At 68.6% G+C, this 16059-nt stretch carries 17 protein-coding genes and 1 pseudogene; 7 read left to right on the forward strand and 11 right to left on the reverse strand.

Features of this window, described 5'->3' with window-relative positions:
* Positions 1-81: 81 nt before the first annotated feature.
* Complete coding sequence (locus tag ACUW6W_RS11200; RefSeq protein ID WP_454180183.1) at positions 82-441, reverse strand: hypothetical protein; 360 nt, start codon at positions 439-441, stop codon at positions 82-84.
* 116 nt (positions 442-557) lie between these two features.
* Between ACUW6W_RS11200 and ACUW6W_RS11205 the strand changes: the two genes are divergently transcribed.
* Complete coding sequence (locus ACUW6W_RS11205; RefSeq protein WP_158185020.1) at positions 558-797, forward strand: hypothetical protein; 240 nt, start codon at positions 558-560, stop codon at positions 795-797.
* Positions 798-976: 179 nt separating this feature from the next.
* Here ACUW6W_RS11205 and ACUW6W_RS11210 read toward each other — a convergent pair whose 3' ends face one another.
* The gene (locus tag ACUW6W_RS11210; protein WP_158185019.1) at positions 977-1891 is read right to left on the reverse strand and encodes an AbiTii domain-containing protein; all 915 of its coding nucleotides are present in this window, start codon (positions 1889-1891) and stop codon (positions 977-979) included.
* A 265-nt stretch (positions 1892-2156) separates the two neighbouring features.
* On the opposite strand from ACUW6W_RS11210, the gene ACUW6W_RS11215 reads away from it, so the two are divergent.
* Positions 2157-2540, forward strand: coding sequence for a hypothetical protein (locus tag ACUW6W_RS11215; RefSeq protein ID WP_158185018.1), 384 nt, complete (start codon positions 2157-2159; stop codon positions 2538-2540).
* Between the two features lie 142 nt (positions 2541-2682).
* Here ACUW6W_RS11215 and ACUW6W_RS11220 read toward each other — a convergent pair whose 3' ends face one another.
* The 9 genes from ACUW6W_RS11220 to ACUW6W_RS11260 form a co-directional block, all read right to left on the reverse strand.
* The gene (locus ACUW6W_RS11220) at positions 2683-3267 is read right to left on the reverse strand and encodes a helix-turn-helix transcriptional regulator (protein WP_158185017.1); all 585 of its coding nucleotides are present in this window, start codon (positions 3265-3267) and stop codon (positions 2683-2685) included.
* Positions 3268-3359: 92 nt separating this feature from the next.
* A complete protein-coding gene (locus tag ACUW6W_RS11225) occupies positions 3360-3560 on the reverse strand; it encodes a hypothetical protein (protein ID WP_095347558.1) in 201 nt (66 codons plus the stop codon).
* A 174-nt stretch (positions 3561-3734) separates the two neighbouring features.
* On the reverse strand, positions 3735-3977 hold the full coding sequence (locus ACUW6W_RS11230; protein ID WP_136941147.1) for a hypothetical protein: 243 nt from the start codon (positions 3975-3977) through the stop codon (positions 3735-3737).
* A gap of 125 nt (positions 3978-4102) precedes the next feature.
* Positions 4103-4357, reverse strand: coding sequence for a hypothetical protein (locus ACUW6W_RS11235; RefSeq protein ID WP_136941146.1), 255 nt, complete (start codon positions 4355-4357; stop codon positions 4103-4105).
* Positions 4358-4387: 30 nt separating this feature from the next.
* Positions 4388-5620, reverse strand: coding sequence for a hypothetical protein (locus ACUW6W_RS11240; protein WP_354403831.1), 1233 nt, complete (start codon positions 5618-5620; stop codon positions 4388-4390).
* 103 nt (positions 5621-5723) lie between these two features.
* Positions 5724-6026 carry a hypothetical protein gene (locus ACUW6W_RS11245; RefSeq protein WP_158185015.1) on the reverse strand — a complete coding sequence of 101 codons (303 nt, stop codon included), beginning with the start codon at positions 6024-6026 and terminating at the stop codon, positions 5724-5726.
* Entirely contained in the window at positions 6026-8056 is a 2031-nt protein-coding gene (locus ACUW6W_RS11250; protein ID WP_448941098.1) for an FtsK/SpoIIIE domain-containing protein, read from the reverse strand. Before ACUW6W_RS11250 ends, ACUW6W_RS11245 begins: the two co-directional genes overlap by 1 nt.
* Before the next feature lie 674 nt (positions 8057-8730).
* Complete coding sequence (locus ACUW6W_RS11255; RefSeq protein WP_220478917.1) at positions 8731-9963, reverse strand: MFS transporter; 1233 nt, start codon at positions 9961-9963, stop codon at positions 8731-8733.
* Positions 9960-11612, reverse strand: a complete 1653-nt coding sequence (locus tag ACUW6W_RS11260; RefSeq protein ID WP_095347564.1) for an ABC-F family ATP-binding cassette domain-containing protein — start codon at positions 11610-11612, stop codon at positions 9960-9962. The genes ACUW6W_RS11255 and ACUW6W_RS11260 overlap by 4 nt, the downstream gene beginning before the upstream one ends.
* 476 nt (positions 11613-12088) lie before the next feature.
* Here ACUW6W_RS11260 and ACUW6W_RS11265 point away from each other — a divergent pair, with 476 nt between their 5' ends.
* The 5 genes and pseudogenes from ACUW6W_RS11265 to ACUW6W_RS11285 form a co-directional block, all read left to right on the forward strand.
* Entirely contained in the window at positions 12089-12568 is a 480-nt protein-coding gene (locus ACUW6W_RS11265; protein WP_182488619.1) for an AAA family ATPase, read from the forward strand.
* Between the two features lie 180 nt (positions 12569-12748).
* Entirely contained in the window at positions 12749-13120 is a 372-nt protein-coding gene (locus ACUW6W_RS11270; RefSeq protein ID WP_182488620.1) for a GNAT family N-acetyltransferase, read from the forward strand.
* A gap of 277 nt (positions 13121-13397) precedes the next feature.
* The gene (locus ACUW6W_RS11275) at positions 13398-13931 is read left to right on the forward strand and encodes a GNAT family N-acetyltransferase (RefSeq protein ID WP_182488796.1); all 534 of its coding nucleotides are present in this window, start codon (positions 13398-13400) and stop codon (positions 13929-13931) included.
* Entirely contained in the window at positions 13928-14548 is a 621-nt protein-coding gene (locus ACUW6W_RS11280) for a class I SAM-dependent methyltransferase (RefSeq protein WP_454180184.1), read from the forward strand. The genes ACUW6W_RS11275 and ACUW6W_RS11280 overlap by 4 nt, the downstream gene beginning before the upstream one ends.
* A gap of 403 nt (positions 14549-14951) precedes the next feature.
* Positions 14952-15965 (forward strand): annotated as a pseudogene (locus tag ACUW6W_RS11285) (Cmx/CmrA family chloramphenicol efflux MFS transporter); the annotation flags it as partial.
* Between the last annotated feature and the right edge of the window lie 94 nt (positions 15966-16059).

Raw genomic sequence — 16059 nt, forward strand, 5'->3', positions numbered from 1 at the left:
GGAAGGTTCACTCGAAGGCTCCCACGGTGACCGCGTCCGTGAAGGGGACGGTGTTGGCGACCGGGGAGGGTTACACCACTATCAGGGACTCAACTCATCCCCGGTCTCCCCAGCAAGGTCCCAGGCGAAATCGTTCATCACCCGCCAACGGCTGAGCCATCCGACGCACACCCACCTCAGCTGCTCGTCGAGCTCCTCGGAGCCGGTCAACAACAGCAGGCGCACCCGCGGCTCATCTGGGACCGGCGGCGCCTCCTTCGAGTTGTACGACCGGGGGTCGTACAGCGCCTGGACTCCCAGAATCAGCTCCGCCAGGGCCGCCTCGAGCCGCTGCACCGCCGCTTGGTCGGCCTGTCCCTTCAACGTCCTCCTCGACACCACAAACGCCGATACAGCGCCAACCAACGCCCCCACCAGGGGAACCCACCAATCCGCACTCATAGCCCCGAGGCTAGGCCCACGAACACCCCCTCCGCGCGCTCCCCACCCACCCGCGGGCTGCCTGCGCCCTCCCGCCATGTCCAGGCCCCCTGCACCCCAACCCAAGGAGGTTGCTCATGGAGCAGCACACCACGGCCTCGGACTACAGCGAGGGCTACAAGGCCGGCTACCAGCACGCCCAGGCCTTCTACACCCGCCGCGGCCGCCACGCTCACACCGTGGCACGCCACTGGCGCTCCCTCCCCGAGCACCCCAAGGGCCCCCGCTCCATCCAGGTGCTGACCACCCTCTTCCCCGACCTGGTCAGGACCCTGGATGCTCTGACCGCTCACGAGCTCGACCACACTCAGATCTGAGCACGTACCCGACGGGCGCGGACCACACGGTCCGCGCCCATCGTCATCCCCACCCGCGCTCGCGGCCCACTCCCGCTCATCGGCGGCACTGAGGGGACCCGGGCCCGGGCTCTACCTGCTGCTCAGCCGCTTCCGTGCCAGGCCCCCCGTGAGGCCTGGCCGCCGCCGGCGCGGGGTGCTCAGCCGAAGAGGCCGCCGAAAGCCATGGTGGTGACGGTCTCCACGAAACCCGTGACTGCGGAGCCCAGGGCCGCGCTGCCCACGTTGGCCGCCGCCTTGCGCAGTCGGCTGGTCTTCTCGGCCACGGGTCCGGGGGCGGGTTCACCCTCTTCGAGTGTCTGCCGGAGGTCGTCGACCGCCTCTAGGATCTCCTGCTCTCCCTCCTGCTCCGCCATGGTGCGCAGGGCCGCGAGCGCGCGGACGAGGTCGTCGACGGTGGTCTGGGCGTGGGCGCCGTCGCCGATGGCGAGGGGGCCGGCGGGGGCGTGGATGGTGGTGTTGTACTGCACGCCGACATGGGTCTTGACGGCGGCGTCGATGGTGGCGCTGCTGGGAAGCTGGTCGAGGGGGGTGTCGGCGGTGAGGTCGGCGACGAGTTCGACGAGAGTCGTGCGGATGCGGTCGACGATGCCTATGAGGGTGGCACCGGGGACGGAGTAGGCCAGCTGGTGGACTTGTTGGCCGAAGGGCAGGTCCTTGTTGATGATCTGCAGGGCGACGCTCAGTGGGCCAGTTCCGAAGCTGGCGGAGTCCTGGGCGGCCATCTGCTCGAGTTCGGCCAGCGGGCCGCGCAGTTCCAGTTGCTCGGGGACGATCTCCCGCGCTTTGCTCGGCAAGTTGTACCAGGCGTAGGCCTGGCCGCTGACCACGTTGTAGCCGCTGACGTAGGAGATGCGCATCCCGGCATAGATGCGCCGGTAGGGAGGTAGTTCGGCGTCGGCGGTGTAGCCGTTGAGCTCATAGCGCGCCCACTCCCGCAGGCTCTGGGAGCCGGTCTCGGCGCCGAGCATCAGGCAGGTGCGCAACAGTCCCGGCAGGGGCTGGGTGTCGTCGATGACGCGGTCGCGCAGGGCAGTCAGTACAGCGTGGGTCATGGCGTCCTTCTCCAGCTCCAGTGGGGCCCTGATCGTATCCACCCCGGGCGCGTCTTCGGCTGGCGTCGCTGTCGTCTTGGCGGCATGTCCCCGCCTGCTGGCACTGCCGGCAGCTGAGGATCAGCGTTCTTCGTCTCGGGATTGCTGGGCCGGCGGTGCGGTCCACCCTGCCGATGCCTGGGCAGAGCTGTCCCGTTTCGTGGTGCGCCACGCCTCCATCCCGGAACACAACGTAAGTAGACGCACTGAGCCCTGAGAGGACCACATGAAGATTCGCATCCAGACCCTGCTCTCCATCCTGTCGGTCATCGTGGCCGTCTTGACCGTGTTGCGGCACACCCCGGGCGTGGTGGATGCCGCCCCTGATCTGGCGTGGAAAGTGCTGGCTTGGGCGGCCCTGGCCCCGACTGTGCTCGCTGTTCGTGAGCTGCGGCGCACTGGATCGGCCCCGGCTGGGGAGAAGACGATGGGCGCCGTGCTGATTCTCTTCTGCCTTGGCGACGTCTTCCCCGGTGGATTCCGTTCCTTGGTGGCTGCAGTCGATGACAGCGCTGCCGAGGCTGACGATGGCTGTGGGCGCGCTGATCCCCCGACGTGGCGACGCCCTGGCGGCGCGGTGATGCGGCGACAGGCTGCCGGCTCGTCTTGACGACACGTCCCCGTACGCCGATGGTGTCGCCACCATGACGCACGAGGGCCCCGATCCATCAGGATCGGGGCCCTCGTGCTGAACCCGGGCGGGGTGCGTTCAGTCTCCCACGAGGCCGCGCCGGCCTCCAGCCGATGCCAGTTCAGGCGTGGAGGTGCGAGGTCTTCTGCCCCCGGTCCGCGCCGGTCTTCGGGTTGCCCGTGCACTCGCCCGGGACAGCACCACCACCGGCCGGCGCGGACTGCTCGGAACGCTCATGCCGGCGGGTGCTGAGCCAGTGCTCCACAGCATCGCGGCGACGCAGCACCCGTCCGCCGATCTTCTGCACGGCAACCGGGAACCCGGGCCGCTTGGCCAGGTAGAACACCTGCTGGCGGCTCACCCCGGCCATGTCCGCGATCTCCGAGGTACCCACGAGCGCGGGCACGGTCGGTTCGGCCAGCTGGCGGGCCCGCTCGGCTTCGGTGCGGATCTCCAATGCGGTGAGGGTGTCCACCTGGGCCAGCTCGAGGCTATAGACGAGCGCGCGGGCACGGGTGGCCGCGGAGACGGCGTTGGGTGCCGGCACGGTCATGGACAGCTCCAGGCGGGTGCCGTTGTCCGCGAGCGCGGCGACGGCGTAGACGTGGGCGAGCTGTTCGGTGATCGTCAGGGCGTCGTCGGCGTCGATGGGGGCGCTCAGGGTGCAGGTGATGTCGACGTACCAGTCCTGGTCGGTGGTGGTCATGGGGGTTCCTCCGGTGGTGGTGGGAGTGGGGCCGCGTGGAGCGGGGGTGCCCCGGGGGGTGGGCGGGTGGCCCGCCCCCCGGGGGGTGCCGGTCACGGTTCCTGGTATCCGGCCCGTTTCAGCTGGGCCATTTGGTTCTTCCAGGAGCGGTGGTCGGAGAGCGTTTCGTGGATGGTCACCATCGTCTGATCGGTGTCTGGCGGGTAGGCCATCCAGCCCTTCTTCCGGCGTTCCACTCGCCAGCCTTGGGCTTCGAGTGACTTCAGGAGCTTCTTGAGTTCCTTGTTCGCCATGCGGCTCCGTTCTCTGTTCGGTTGTCGGTGCCGCCGGTTCCCGCCCGGGTTCCTTTGGCATGTCTAACCATACACACCTGTTATGCGGGTGCGCAAGTCTTCGACGGGTGCTCTTTTCGGTTCCGTCTAACCGGGCGGAGAGGGCCGCTGGGCGGCGGCCCCCTCCCGTGAGGCTCATGCGGCCGGGGTCAGCACGTCCTGGCAGGTCGGGCACATGCCGGAGATGATGCGCTCGCGCTCCACGATGGAGCGATGGGGCAGGACATCCTGGATCAGCTCGCCGTCGATCAGGCGGTCACCCTCCTCCTCGGTGACGGTCACGTAGTCCACGGCGCCGCAGGTCGGGCAGGTGCACTCGATGTCGGCGGCATCCGGGGCGGTGAGGTTGTAGATCCGGTCTTCGATGTTGCGCGGCATGGCCGGCTCCCTTCACTGGGGTGCAGGGCCCCTGCTGGGCCCCGCTGACATGTCCAACTATACATGTCTGGCGCGAGCGGTGCAAGCGTCGCATCTTGGCGACACGTCCCCTCCTTGCCGAGGGCTCAGGCGCGAGTGGCCAGCAGGTAGGGCCCGCGCAGCAGGTAGGGCAGGTTCCAGGCCCACAGCTTCTGGTCCTCCTCGAAACGAACGCGGCGACGGTCGCCGCGGCCGAGGTCGTCGATGACGGGGGTGGGCACAGAGGTGTCAAGGTGGCCCTCGGGGTCCTTGATGGTGACCTGGTCGCCGTCGATGTGAACCCAGGCGACCTCTTGCGCGTCGCCGTGGGCGTCTAGCTCGCGGATGGTGATGGTGGGCATGGCCCCTCCTTATGTTGATCTTGCCTAATCTTATCTGTAGAGCTCTTCGAGCGCGAAGACCCTCCCCTTGGTCAGCATGAGCTTGGCCCGCCGGCGGACCTCGAAAAAGCGGTCATCCTGGATCGTTCCGCGTAGGCCCAGGCCGTCGCCGGAGTCCAGGAACCGCTGCAGGACCTGGCGCTCCTCCGGGGTGAGACGGGCGTCGGCGCTGTTCTTTGATCGGGCCATGGCGAACAGGGAGGCGTTGACCCCGCCGACGCCGTCGGTGAAGGCGAAGCCGTGGTCGATGGCGCTGATCCCGCGGCGGTCCATCAGCACGTTGCCGCCGTGGCGGTCGACTTGTCCGATCAGGCAGTCGAAGAAGGCGAGGTCGCTGGCCTGGGAGGAGTGCTCGTTGAGCTTGCTCAGCTGGGGCATGGTGCGCACCGGCTGGCCGGGCACCCCGTAGGAGATCGACCCCCACTGCCCGTCGTACTCGGCGATCACGGCCGGCGGCACCAGCGCCCCGTACCGCGGCCCCAGGGCTTGTGCGAACTGGGAGGCGGCCACCTCATGGGTGGGCTGCAGGTAGGAGCTGTTGTGCCCGTAGGCGAGGGCGGTGCTGGAGTCGATGTCGTCGTAGCCCTTGAAGTAGCCGATCGTGCCGTCGTTGTACCGCAGCTGCTTCACGTCGTTGACGCCTCCGAGGTAGCTGGAGGTGTTCTCGTGCGCCTCGTGTGTGGCCAGCAGCTGCTGCTCCTGGGCGTCTGCGCCCTGCCGAGCACGCAACCGCTGGATGCGCTCAGCCTCTTCCGCACCGAACTGGCCCGTCAGCTCCTCTCGCTCCTGCGCCTCCAGACTCCGGCGTGCCGCCTCGGCGCGCTCTTCAGGCGAGAGCGTCTGGACGGCCGGGTCCTTCTTGCGGGCGATGGGCGCCGGTCGCTGCGGCTGCGGCCGTTGTGCCGAGGGGACCGCCTGCGCCGCGGCGTCCACCTTCTCGGCCCGGGCAGCCCAGCCCTTCTTCGCCGGCGCCGCAGCCCGGGCGTACACCGCCGTCGGCGCCCCTGCAGCCTCCGCCCACTCCTTGATCTCGTTCACCGGCTTGCGCGCGGCCTGCAGCGCTGCGAGCTCGTCTCCCCGGCCGGCGTCCTTGGCCCAGCGGTTGATCTGCTGGGCGATGGCCCGGTTCTCCCGACGCCGCTGCTGCGCAGCGTCCCGCTTGTGCTGGGAGAGGTTGCACCGCCTGCCATGCGGTGCCCCCGGTGATCCCGCCGCCCTGCACATCTGCCCACCTCTTCTGCTCGACCTGCTTCCTCTGGCAGAAAGCCCGATGGCCGCCCGGGATGTCCCGAGCGGCCATCAGAATCATCAGGTGGGGCAGACGCCCTCAGCGCTGGGCCTGCGCAGCCCGCTTGCGCGCGAACACGTAGAACATCAGGCCCATGCCTGCCACCAGCACCAGCACCAGGGTCAGGGCCACCCACAACGGCACGCCCAGGCCGGTCTCTCCCAGGGGGAACGCTGCCTCTCCGGCTGGCACGAGCACGCCGTACTCGAGCAGTGCCTGCTGCACGGGGGTCAGGAACCGCGCGGCCAGCGCGGCCCCGGCCCCTGAGCCCAGGATGAGCATGCCCATGAAGACCATCGCCATGGTCTCCGCGGGGTCCAGCTGTCCGTTGTCCTGTGCCATCAGTTCTCCTCCTGCATCACATGCATGGTCGGCACCATCTCCTGGGCGGAGATGGTGCAGGTCGCCGGTTCGCCGGTGAACCGGTCGGTGTACTCCAGATAGACGTCGTCCCCGTCGGCCTCGGGGTACTCGGTGATCACCACCCACCCGCCGTCGGGATCGACCTGGGCCAGGTCCCCCGGCTCGAGCTCGCCAGCTGCGCAGACCGACTCCTCCCCATAGCCCTCGAAGTCGTCGTCCTCGGCGCCCTGGTACGTCCCGGGATCAACCGCAGCAGCAGCTCGCTCGGCGATCACCGGCGAGCTCGACCCCCCCTCCTGCTGCTCGGACACTGCCGCCGGGCCGGTGTTCAACGAGCGCAGCGCCGCCAGGGCGGCGGCCGGCGGCTGAGCCCCAGCAATCGCAGGGCCCTGCACCTCGGGCTGGTCAGGGTCCTCGTACACCCGGGCCTGCATGTAGTCCCAGTACCCCAGCGGCTGGACCTCATCGTCGAGATCCGGGGCCGGTTCGAGGATCTCCACGAGCATCTTCTTGTGCAGCAGGGTGCGCGGGCGCACCGCGGCGGTCTTGGCCGGGTCGAAGTCGGGAGAGCCCGGGTCGGGGTTGGGGGCGTAGATGGTCTGGATCTGCACCGGAACGCCGGCGGCGTTCATCGCCATACCCCGGCCCTTGATGTGCCGGGGGATGGCGGTGCCGATGGCGTAGGACTCCCACATCATCTTGGCCCCGTCGGGGCTGAGCCTGCTCATGGCCACGCGCATGGACAGGTTGTCGCGCATCTCACCGGAGATGAACGCGGTGTCCGGGCGCTGCAGTCCGATGAGCATGTGGATCTTCGCTGAGCGGCCCAGGCGGGCGATGTCGGCGATCAACCCGAGGCAGGGGGCCTTGGCCGTGCCGCCCTTGGGCTTGACCTCCTTCCACCAGCGGTCCGCGCCTTCGAGGAACGTGGTGGCCTCGTCGATCACGAGCACCAGGGGCTCGAAGTCAGCGACAGTGGCTTCGCCCTGTTCGATCAGCCCGTACCGCTCCTCCATCAGCTGGTGGGCGTCGTAGATCATCTTCACCTGGTGCTCGATGCGGGAGGCGATCCGCTCCACGTTCGGCCAGTGCCGGAATCCGATGAACTCGATGCGCTTGCCGTCGAGAATCCAGACCCGCCAGCCGGCCTGGGTCACCCGCTGCACCACGTTGTGCTGCACCACGGTTTTTCCAGAGCCCGTCGTGCCTACCACCACGGCGTGGGGCTGTTTCCGCGGGGTCCAGGACAGCTGCTCGTTGTCTTCGTCGATGCCCAGCGGGATCTGGAAATCCGAGTAGTCCTCATGGGTGGTGGCCAGCGGGGAGTGCGCCGTAGGCGGCAGCACCAGGGTAGGCATCGGCACCCGGGTGACGAACTCGACCACATCGTTCTGCAGATCCCACTTCGGCACCCAGTCCCCCGGGATGCGCGTGGCCATCACCCGTTCCACCCTCTGGCGCTTGTTCCCGAAGGCCATGTTGGTGCCCTGGTTGTGGCGCACCGTGATCCGCTGGGCCTGCCCGTCCTCGTCCAGATCGACCTGCACCCGCGCGGACTCCCCCAGCAGCTCCTGAACCACCGTGGTGGTCCGCTCCACCACCGGCGCCTGCTCGGGCCCCTGACCGGCCTCCTCGGGCACCATCTCCAACCACAACCTGTGCTTGCGCTCGTGGTGCTTGGCCACGGTGTACCGGCCGCCCAGGCTGGTCTGCACGATGTGGACCACCTTCCCCAGCCACTCCAGGTCCGGCACCACCGAGGCGTGATAGATCAGCTGCACCCTCGCCGGCTGCCCCACGAACCCACCCGACCACTTCGAGAGCCGAACCGCGGCCCGCGCCGGACGCCCCAGCGCCATCGCCGGGCAGACCTGTTCGGTGAGGTGATCCGCGATCTCCGCGCGCTGCCGCGAGCGCTCCCCCGCCACGAGAGCTCCGGCCGAGACCACGGCCGAAGCTCCACCGATCCCATACGCCGCCGACGGGTCGCCCATCGAGAGGATGCCCATCCCCACGCACGCGCACGCTCCCAGCCCAGTGGCCACCCCCACGTACCGCATCGGCTGGGGCTGCGGGACAAGGCGGCGAATGCCGGCGTCAACTTCCACGTGCCCCACAGGGGCTTGCACGGAGGTGCTCATCTTCTGCCCTTCCACTTCTTGACGATGACCGCGGGGCACGGGCCCCTCACCAGCCAGAAGGCCCGATCCTCGCCGTGATGTCCCTCGTCCAGGGCAGATCCGGTCCCACCCCCTTCCACGCGCTTGACATGGGGGGTACGCTTGCGGCTGAGCGACGCAGTCGAACGGACGCAAGCGACCACCTCCAGGCCAGCCCGTTCCAGAGGGAAATATCCCGCGACTTCCTGCCTCATTTCCCTCAGGGATGGGGCGGGAGATCACGCCTCAGACTGGCGCCGGTTCTGGCATGGTGTCGAGATGCAGGGAAGATTTCACAAACGCGCAAATATGTTTCATAGAACAGCGCACACCTCGCCTCTTGACGGAGCGTGATGTGACCAGCAATGAACTTGTTGCCATCATGCGACTACGCGCCGTGAGGGCCAGGGGACGCACGCGGGCCTCCTGAGTGGGCGCGTCGATTGAAGCGTCGGAACAGCAGGGGGCGCCCCCTGCCGCGTGGTGGGGCCGAGCCATCGCCCGACCCCGCCGCGAGGCACGAGTCACGCCGCGTGGGGCTCGTCGGAACGCAGTTGCCCGGCCAGTGCCAGGACGCCGGCCAAGGCCAGCGGGACCATCCCCGCGGCCACGAACAGTGCTCCTGGGGCGACGGCGGCGGAGACCGCCCCCACGAGCCCGACGGACAGCGGCATGAACGCGATCGAAACGAAGAAGTCCAGGCTCGCCACCCGTCCGAGCATGTCCAAGGGCACGTGCGCCTGGAGGACGGTCCCCCAGATCACCATGCCCACTCCGATGCCGGCCCCGTAGAGCATCAGACCGGCCCCGATGATCCAGGGGTTCAGCGTCCAAGCAGGCAGGGCCAGCGGGACACAGGCGAGAGCCCAGACTCCCACCATTACGGGCAGGAACCGCCGCGGCGCCTCCATGCCGCCAGCAATCAGCGAGCCGACCAGCCCGCCGACGCCCAGCGCCGCCAGCACCGCCCCGTAGACCGCGGCACCGTTCTCGTGGCCGTCGCGCAGCAGCACCGGCAGCAGCACCTCGAGGACGCCGGTCGTCACCAGGCCCATGACGGCGGCGAACAGGACGCTGCTCCTCACCCAGCGCGTCCGGAGGACGTACGTGAATCCCTCGGCCAGGTCCCGGAACGGGTGCTGAGGCGCCGCATTCGTATCTGGAGGGCCCACCGCAGGCAGGCGGGCGGCCAGCACCGCGCCGGCCGCGAGCGAAAGGGCAATGAGCAGCCCGCCCGCAGGAGGTGTCGTCGCACCGATGACCGCCCCGGTCAGGGCTGGTGCCAGGGCCTGACCGACGACGGGCCGCGTCGCCCCCTCGAGGCCGTTCACGGCCATCAGCTGCTCCTCCTCGACGAGCAGCGGCACCAACGCCGTGTAGGCCGGGAAGAAGAACGCCGTCGATGCCCCGACGATCAGTGCTGACAATCCCAGGAGCCAGTACTGAGCGGCCCCCATCGTGGCGAGGCCGGAGACGACACCGGCCGCCACCGCATTGACGACCAGGACGGCCACCAGGATCCCCTTCTTCGACAGGCGATCGGCGACGACGCCGGCCGGCAGTGAGGCAGCCAGCAGGCCGACGCCGCTCCACATGACGACGCCGGCCAGCGTCGGCGGATCAGCTCCGAGCTCCAGCACTTGCATGGCCAGGTACAGGTTCCAGGCACCCTGGCCGAAGATGGCCAGCACCATCGCCAGGAACAGCGGCCGATACCGGGGGGAGGACAGAGGTGCCAGTGCGGTGATCGAGGTCAACGGGTCACCCCCTCGGTGCTCAGCTCGAGACGCGGCCAGTCGGTCAGGTCTCGGAGCATCTGGCGGTCGTGAGTGGCCACCACCACGGCCGCCCGGGTCTCCCGGATGGCGTCCGTGAGCTCGTCCACCAGCGCGGCGGAGAGGTGGTTGGTCGGCTCGTCGAGCATCAACAGGTCCGGCTGTTCAGCCAGGCACAGCGCCAGGTGGAGCCTTCGCTGCTGCCCCTGAGACATCCGCCCAACGGGCGTGTCCAGGCTCCGCGGTTCTAGCAGGCCCAATGACCCGAGTGACGGCACACCGTTGTTCCTCGCCATCAGACCGTTGCGGTGCAGGTGCGCCTCGAACGCCTGCCGCGCCGTGTGTCGCGGGTTCCATGCGGGCACTTCCTGGGCGAGCAGCGCGATCTTCGCGCCCGTGTGCCGCAGGATGCGGCCGGCAGTGGGCTCGAGGATGCCGGCGAGGACCTGGAGCAACGTGGACTTGCCGGCGCCGTTCGGGCCGGTGAGCAGCAGGCGATCCCCGCCGTGGAGCTCGACGGAGGCCGGCCCGTGGAGGCGGCCGGCCAGGCCGACCCCCTCCGCACTGAGCAGTGGCCGGCCTGCCCTGGTCGTCGAGGCCGGCCACGTCAGGGACCGGGGCGGGTCCGGCACGGTGATCTCGTGCGCCGCCAGATCCCGCATCCTGCGGTTGAAGGTTTGGACCACGCCGCCGGCGCGAGTGGCCCGCTGGTGCTTGCCCGTCCCCTTGTCCGGACGCCACCGGTCCTGGAGACGTCCGCGGGCGGCCTCGGCCGCGCTGGTGAGGGCGGCGTGTTCGGCCAGCTGCTGCTCATGCTCCTGTTCCCAGGCGGCCCGCTCGGCACGCCGCCCCTTCTCCCAGGCCTCATAGCCTCCGGTGTACTGCCGGGGGCGACCGTCACGAGTGGGATCCAGGTCGAGGAAGACGTCGGCGACGTCCTTCATCAGTGCGCGGTCATGGGTGACCACGGCGAACCCCCCAGCGTGCTCCCTCAGTGCCCGTGTCAGGTACTCCAGGGCCCCGGCGTCGAGATGGTTGGTGGGCTCGTCCAGCAAGAGCAGGTCCACCGCAGAGCCCAGGACGACGGCCAGCCGGACGCGGTACCGCTGTCCGACGGACAGTGCCCGCAGCGGACAAGCCCAATCCGTGCAGGCGGACAGGCCGTGCAACGCGAGGTCGATGCGCCGCTCGGCGTCCCAGGCGTCGAAGGCGGTGGCCGTCTCCAGCGCTCGGGCGTAGGCGTCATCGGCTCCAGGCCTGCCCTCTGCCATGGCGAGGGTGGCCTCCTCGAGGCAGTCCAGGACACGGAGGGACTCGCCGATGGAGTCGTGGACGAGGTCACCGACCGTGCGGTCGTCGTCCACGTCGAGGTCCTGTTCGACGAGGGCGACCGTCCCTGCGCGGGTCACGGTGCCGGAGTCCGGCATCAGGGTGCCGGCGAGCACATGCAGCAGCGTGGTCTTGCCGCGGCCGTTCTCACCGACGACGGCCAGCCGGGATCCGGCGGAGACCGTGACGTCCACGTCGTTCAGCACGGTTCGATCGCCCAGGGTGAGGGTGATGCTCTCGGCTCGGATGTGGGCGGCGCTGCCTGCAGGCAAGGCAGGGGTGTTCAGAGGGGTCAGGGTCATCGTGGTCTCTCAGCTCGTCATGGAGCCGGGCAGCACGAGAAAGCCGCCCGGCAGGGTGCCAGGACGGCGAGCGGGTTTCGTCAGGAGTTGTCCGCCGCCGTCAGCGGGCGGAGCGGAGCTTCATCGACGCGATGCCTCTGTACATGGACTCGACGATATCAAACGCGGCAGAGGAGTCCCGGATCGCCACAGACCTGTATGTCGAGCTATCGAGCGTCCCGGGGAGGCAGAGACTGGAAAACTGACGAGCGAGACAGTCATGGTTTGACCTCTGCGGCCCCGTCAGAGGTCTGCGGCTCGATAGAAGGCCCTCGCAAGCCTCTTGAAGCCTCAGCCTTGCCCATATGCGACCGTTTCACGAAAAGTTCACCGATGTCCTGCGAAATCTATGGTCCCTCTCGACAGCTTGACGCCATGTAGGATCGGGTGTTTTTGACGGACTCTCGGAACGGAACACAGAACCGGAGGTTCACTGAATGCTCGTCGTGATCCGTGGCAACTCGGCCTCCGGCAAGACCACGGTCGCCCGTCTGCTCCAGGCGCGGTTGGCCGGTCCCGTCGCCGGGCTCGGCCAGGACCACTTCCGACGGGATGTGTACGCCGAGCGGGAGCAGGAGAGCCTCGCCCACGCCGACCTGCTCGAGGCAGCGGCGCGCTACTGCCTGGCCCGGAACCACCACGTGATCCTGGACGGGATCTTCCACGCCGGCCGCTACAGGCCGATGCTCCACCGGGTCGCCGCCGCCAGCGACGAGGCCCGCTTCTACGCCTTCGACCTCACCTTCGAGGAGACCGTCCGCCGCCACGCCATGCGCCCGAAGGTCGGCGACTTCAGCGCCGAGGAGATGGCCGCCTGGTACCACGGCTGGCAGCCCCTCGACTTCGTGGCCGAACACCGCATCACGGCGGCCGAGTCACCGGAGGAGATCGTGGAGCGCATCCTGCTCCACGCGTAGATTCCCTCGGTATGACCACGCGGATGCAGAACCCGAGCGCCCCACAGCCGGGTGTGGTGATCCGACCCGCACGTCCTGGGATAGCCCCGCCCTGGTGGTCATCATGGCAACCCGTGGCGGCACGCCGTCGGACCACGCACGTGCCGCTGACTGGCTGCTCGACCAGGCCCCGTCCTGGTCGTGGCCGAAGTCGCCCTGCCCGAGGGGCCGGAGGTCGTGGGCTGGTCTGGCGCCACCCAGACCCCTCTACATGCCGGTGGCCCAGCCCAGTGGCTCACTGCCGGGCTCACCGTAGATCCCGCCTCTCGCCGCCGGGGCATCGGTCGCCGCCTGCTGCAGGCCGTGATCGAGGACGTTGGAGCACTCCACGGGGACGCCCTCCACAGCGTCGTGAATGCCCGCAATGCGGCGTCGATCGCGTTACACGACTTGCTCGGCTTCACGGTCCTGGAGACCGGTCCGTGCTTCGCCGGCATCGAGTTCGACGGCGGCGTCGGCGTCCTGCTGACGCGGCCAACAGGTGCCTCCTCCTCCCCTCCCGCCGCCGATTAGTTGTACTGCCCGGAACGTTGGTGACACCGCCGGCGGTCGAGGAGCACTTTTCGCGGACCACGCTGAATGGCCTGCTCTGCGAAGACTTCACCGCGTGTCCTATGAACTCTTCCCTGCATCTCGACACATGGACACCACCTCGCTGTCGAGATGCAACGAAGATTTCAGAAACGCGCCAATTTGATTCATACGCCGATCAGGTTCTGAAGGGTTGACACCGACTCCTCCTGCCCCTCGCTTGACCGGCGCGCGGGACCACGGTCGCTACGCTCGATCCATGCCCGTCCGTCTGCGCCCTGCCGTCCTCGACGACGCCGAGGCCCTCGCCGCCCTGGCACGGAGCCAACGCGCGCACCTGGCCCCGTGGGAGCCGAAGCGCCCCGCCCACTGGTTCACGGAGGCCGGGCAGCGCGAGGCCCTTGAACAGGCAGACCGTGACCGGGCCGCCGACCGCTCCTACGCCTTCGTCATCACCGACGACGCCGGGCACCTGCTCGGCCGTCTCACCCTGGCCAGCGTGGTCCGCGGGGCCGGCCAGTTCTGCTCGATCGGCTACTGGGTCGCCCGCGAGGCGACGGGCCGCGGCGTGGCGACCGCCGCGGTCGGGCAGGCCCTGCAGATCGCCTTCGGCGAGCTCGGCCTGCACCGCGTGCAGGCCGAGATCCTCCCCCACAACCACGCCTCCCGCCGCGTGCTGGAACACCACGGGTTCCAGCGGTACGGCCTGGCTCCGCAGTACCTGCGGATCGCCGGCCGCTGGCAGGACCACGAGCTCTGGCAACTCCTCGCGCCATCGGAGGGGCAGCGGTGACCCCTGACGACGCCGCCCGGGAAGGACTTTCCACCAGCCGAGCCGCCTATGGCGCCCGCGCGGCCGAGTACACCCAGCAGCTCGGCACCATGACCGCCGTGGCCGAGGACGACAGGCTGCTGGTCGAAGCCTGGGCCGACCGGGTGGATGGGGTTCTGGCCGACGTCGGCTGCGGGCCGGCCCACTGGACCGCACACCTGGCCTCGCTGGGCCATGAGGTGATGGGCATCGAGCCGGTCGAAGAGTTCGTGACCCATGCGCGCCGAACCCACCCGGAGGTACGCGTGGAGCCGGGTTCGTTTCAGACCCTGCCCGTAGCCGCCGTCAACGGGATCCTGGGCTGGTACTCGATCATCCACACGCCGCCGGTGGAGATGCCTCTCCTCCTGGAGCGCGCGCACCAGGCGCTGCGCCCTGGCGGGTCACTGCTGCTGGGTTTCTTCGCGTCAGACCAGGTGGAGGCCTTCGATCACGCCGTCACCACGGCGTGGTACTGGCCGGTCGATGAGCTCTCCCGCCTGTTGATCGCGGCGGGATTCACCGTGCGCGACTGTGGCATACGGCAGGACGCCGGCGTACGCCGCCACGGATGGATCGAGGCCAACCGTGACCGATGAGTCCGTCGCCACTCGGTGGCTCGCCGCGTCTTCCCCTGAACGGCCCACCGCCGGTGGTGCGTGATCGTGCCAGTCACTGTCAAGGGGGCATGTGCTGGACCTCAGTCAGGAGGTAGGCGAGGGCAGCGAGCGTGAGGTGGCGGATGTAGTTAGCTGTTGCTGGCCATGAGGTTGTTGACGTTCTTTGGGGGTGGCGACGCAGACTGCTACGATGAGGCGTATGTCGAGCCCTGAATCGGACACTCAGGGGCTTTCGGTCACGCCGTCAGCCCCTCACCTCCGCTGAGCCCCTAGCTCTCTGCCGCTCAGTGCTGCGCGCAGCACGACATTCGGGTGTCCTTTGGGCGCTGACCGTGGTGACGAGACGTTCTCTTGTTCGTACTCTCGCTTCGGAGCTATCTCGATGCCTTTTGCTCTCTATCTTCTTGCCCTGGTGGTCTTCGCCATGGGTACTTCCGAATTCATGCTCGCCGGCCTCGTGCCGGACATCTCCGCATACTTCGGCGTTTCCGTGGGGACAGCTGGTCTCCTGACATCGGCGTTCGCGGCAGGGATGGTGATCGGCGCACCTGCGATGGCCGCGCTCACTCGTCGCCTCCCCGTGAAAGCGACACTCTTGGGTTGTGTGATCGTGTTCGCGCTGTCCCATGTAGTCGGGGCACTCACACCGGACTTCACTGTTCTGTTCATCACGCGTGTGATCGCGGCGGTCGTCAACGCAGGCTTCTTGGCGGTCGCGCTGGGTGCGGCGACGAAACTCGTGGCACCCGACGCCAAAGGTCGGGCCGTGGCGATTCTGCTGGCGGGCACCACCGTCGCAACCGTCGCCGGCGTGCCCGCGGGTACTCTGCTTGGTACGGCACTCGGCTGGCAGTCGACGTTCTGGGCGATCGCTCTTCTCTGCGTCCCCGCTGCGATCGGCATCGCCGCGGGCTTCACCGCTCAAGCTGACGACTCGCCAAGGGAGGAGTCGTTCTCGACCTCGCTGCGGGTGGAGCTAGCCCAGCTTGCCTCCCCGCGCCTCCTTCTGACGATGCTGCTGGCTGCCCTGGTGAACGCCGGAACCTTCGCGACGCTGACCTTCCTTGCGCCGATTGTTACGGATACCTCCGGCATGAGCCAGTGGTGGGTGTCGGTAGCGCTTGTGCTCTTCGGCGTCGGCTCTTTCATCGGAGTCACCGTTGCGGGACGCCTGTCGGATGCCCGACCCGGAATCGTCATCGTGGGCGGTGGAAGCGTTCTTGTGCTCGGGTGGGTCGCGTTGGCGCTCTTCGCGACGAACCCCGTTGCCCTGCTCGGGCTCGTATTCGCTCAGGGGGTGTTGGGGTTCGCTGTCGGGAGCACGCTGATCACGCGAGTGCTCTATGCGGCGGCGAGTGCGCCCACCATGGCGGGTTCGTATGCGACCGCGGCACTCGGGCGTGTCAGATGGTCTGTGTAAGCCGTACCGAGAGGAACGGTAAGAATCATGACCATGATCGACGAGAAGAACCCAGGCGAGCCCTCGGGCC

The sequence above is a fragment of the Micrococcus sp. 093350064-1 genome, from assembly GCF_053627955.1.

Coding starts and splice junctions, on each gene's coding strand:
- ACUW6W_RS11200 (WP_454180183.1), bottom strand. CDS start 441: ATGAGTGCGGATTGGTGGGTTCCCCTGGTGGGGGCGTTGGTTGGCGCT.
- ACUW6W_RS11205 (WP_158185020.1), top strand. CDS start 558: ATGGAGCAGCACACCACGGCCTCGGACTACAGCGAGGGCTACAAGGCC.
- ACUW6W_RS11210 (WP_158185019.1), bottom strand. CDS start 1,891: ATGACCCACGCTGTACTGACTGCCCTGCGCGACCGCGTCATCGACGAC.
- ACUW6W_RS11215 (WP_158185018.1), top strand. CDS start 2,157: ATGAAGATTCGCATCCAGACCCTGCTCTCCATCCTGTCGGTCATCGTG.
- ACUW6W_RS11220 (WP_158185017.1), bottom strand. CDS start 3,267: ATGACCACCACCGACCAGGACTGGTACGTCGACATCACCTGCACCCTG.
- ACUW6W_RS11225 (WP_095347558.1), bottom strand. CDS start 3,560: ATGGCGAACAAGGAACTCAAGAAGCTCCTGAAGTCACTCGAAGCCCAA.
- ACUW6W_RS11230 (WP_136941147.1), bottom strand. CDS start 3,977: ATGCCGCGCAACATCGAAGACCGGATCTACAACCTCACCGCCCCGGAT.
- ACUW6W_RS11235 (WP_136941146.1), bottom strand. CDS start 4,357: ATGCCCACCATCACCATCCGCGAGCTAGACGCCCACGGCGACGCGCAA.
- ACUW6W_RS11240 (WP_354403831.1), bottom strand. CDS start 5,620: ATGTGCAGGGCGGCGGGATCACCGGGGGCACCGCATGGCAGGCGGTGC.
- ACUW6W_RS11245 (WP_158185015.1), bottom strand. CDS start 6,026: ATGGCACAGGACAACGGACAGCTGGACCCCGCGGAGACCATGGCGATG.
- ACUW6W_RS11250 (WP_448941098.1), bottom strand. CDS start 8,056: ATGGGCATCCTCTCGATGGGCGACCCGTCGGCGGCGTATGGGATCGGT.
- ACUW6W_RS11260 (WP_095347564.1), bottom strand. CDS start 11,612: ATGACCCTGACCCCTCTGAACACCCCTGCCTTGCCTGCAGGCAGCGCC.
- ACUW6W_RS11265 (WP_182488619.1), top strand. CDS start 12,089: ATGCTCGTCGTGATCCGTGGCAACTCGGCCTCCGGCAAGACCACGGTC.
- ACUW6W_RS11275 (WP_182488796.1), top strand. CDS start 13,398: ATGCCCGTCCGTCTGCGCCCTGCCGTCCTCGACGACGCCGAGGCCCTC.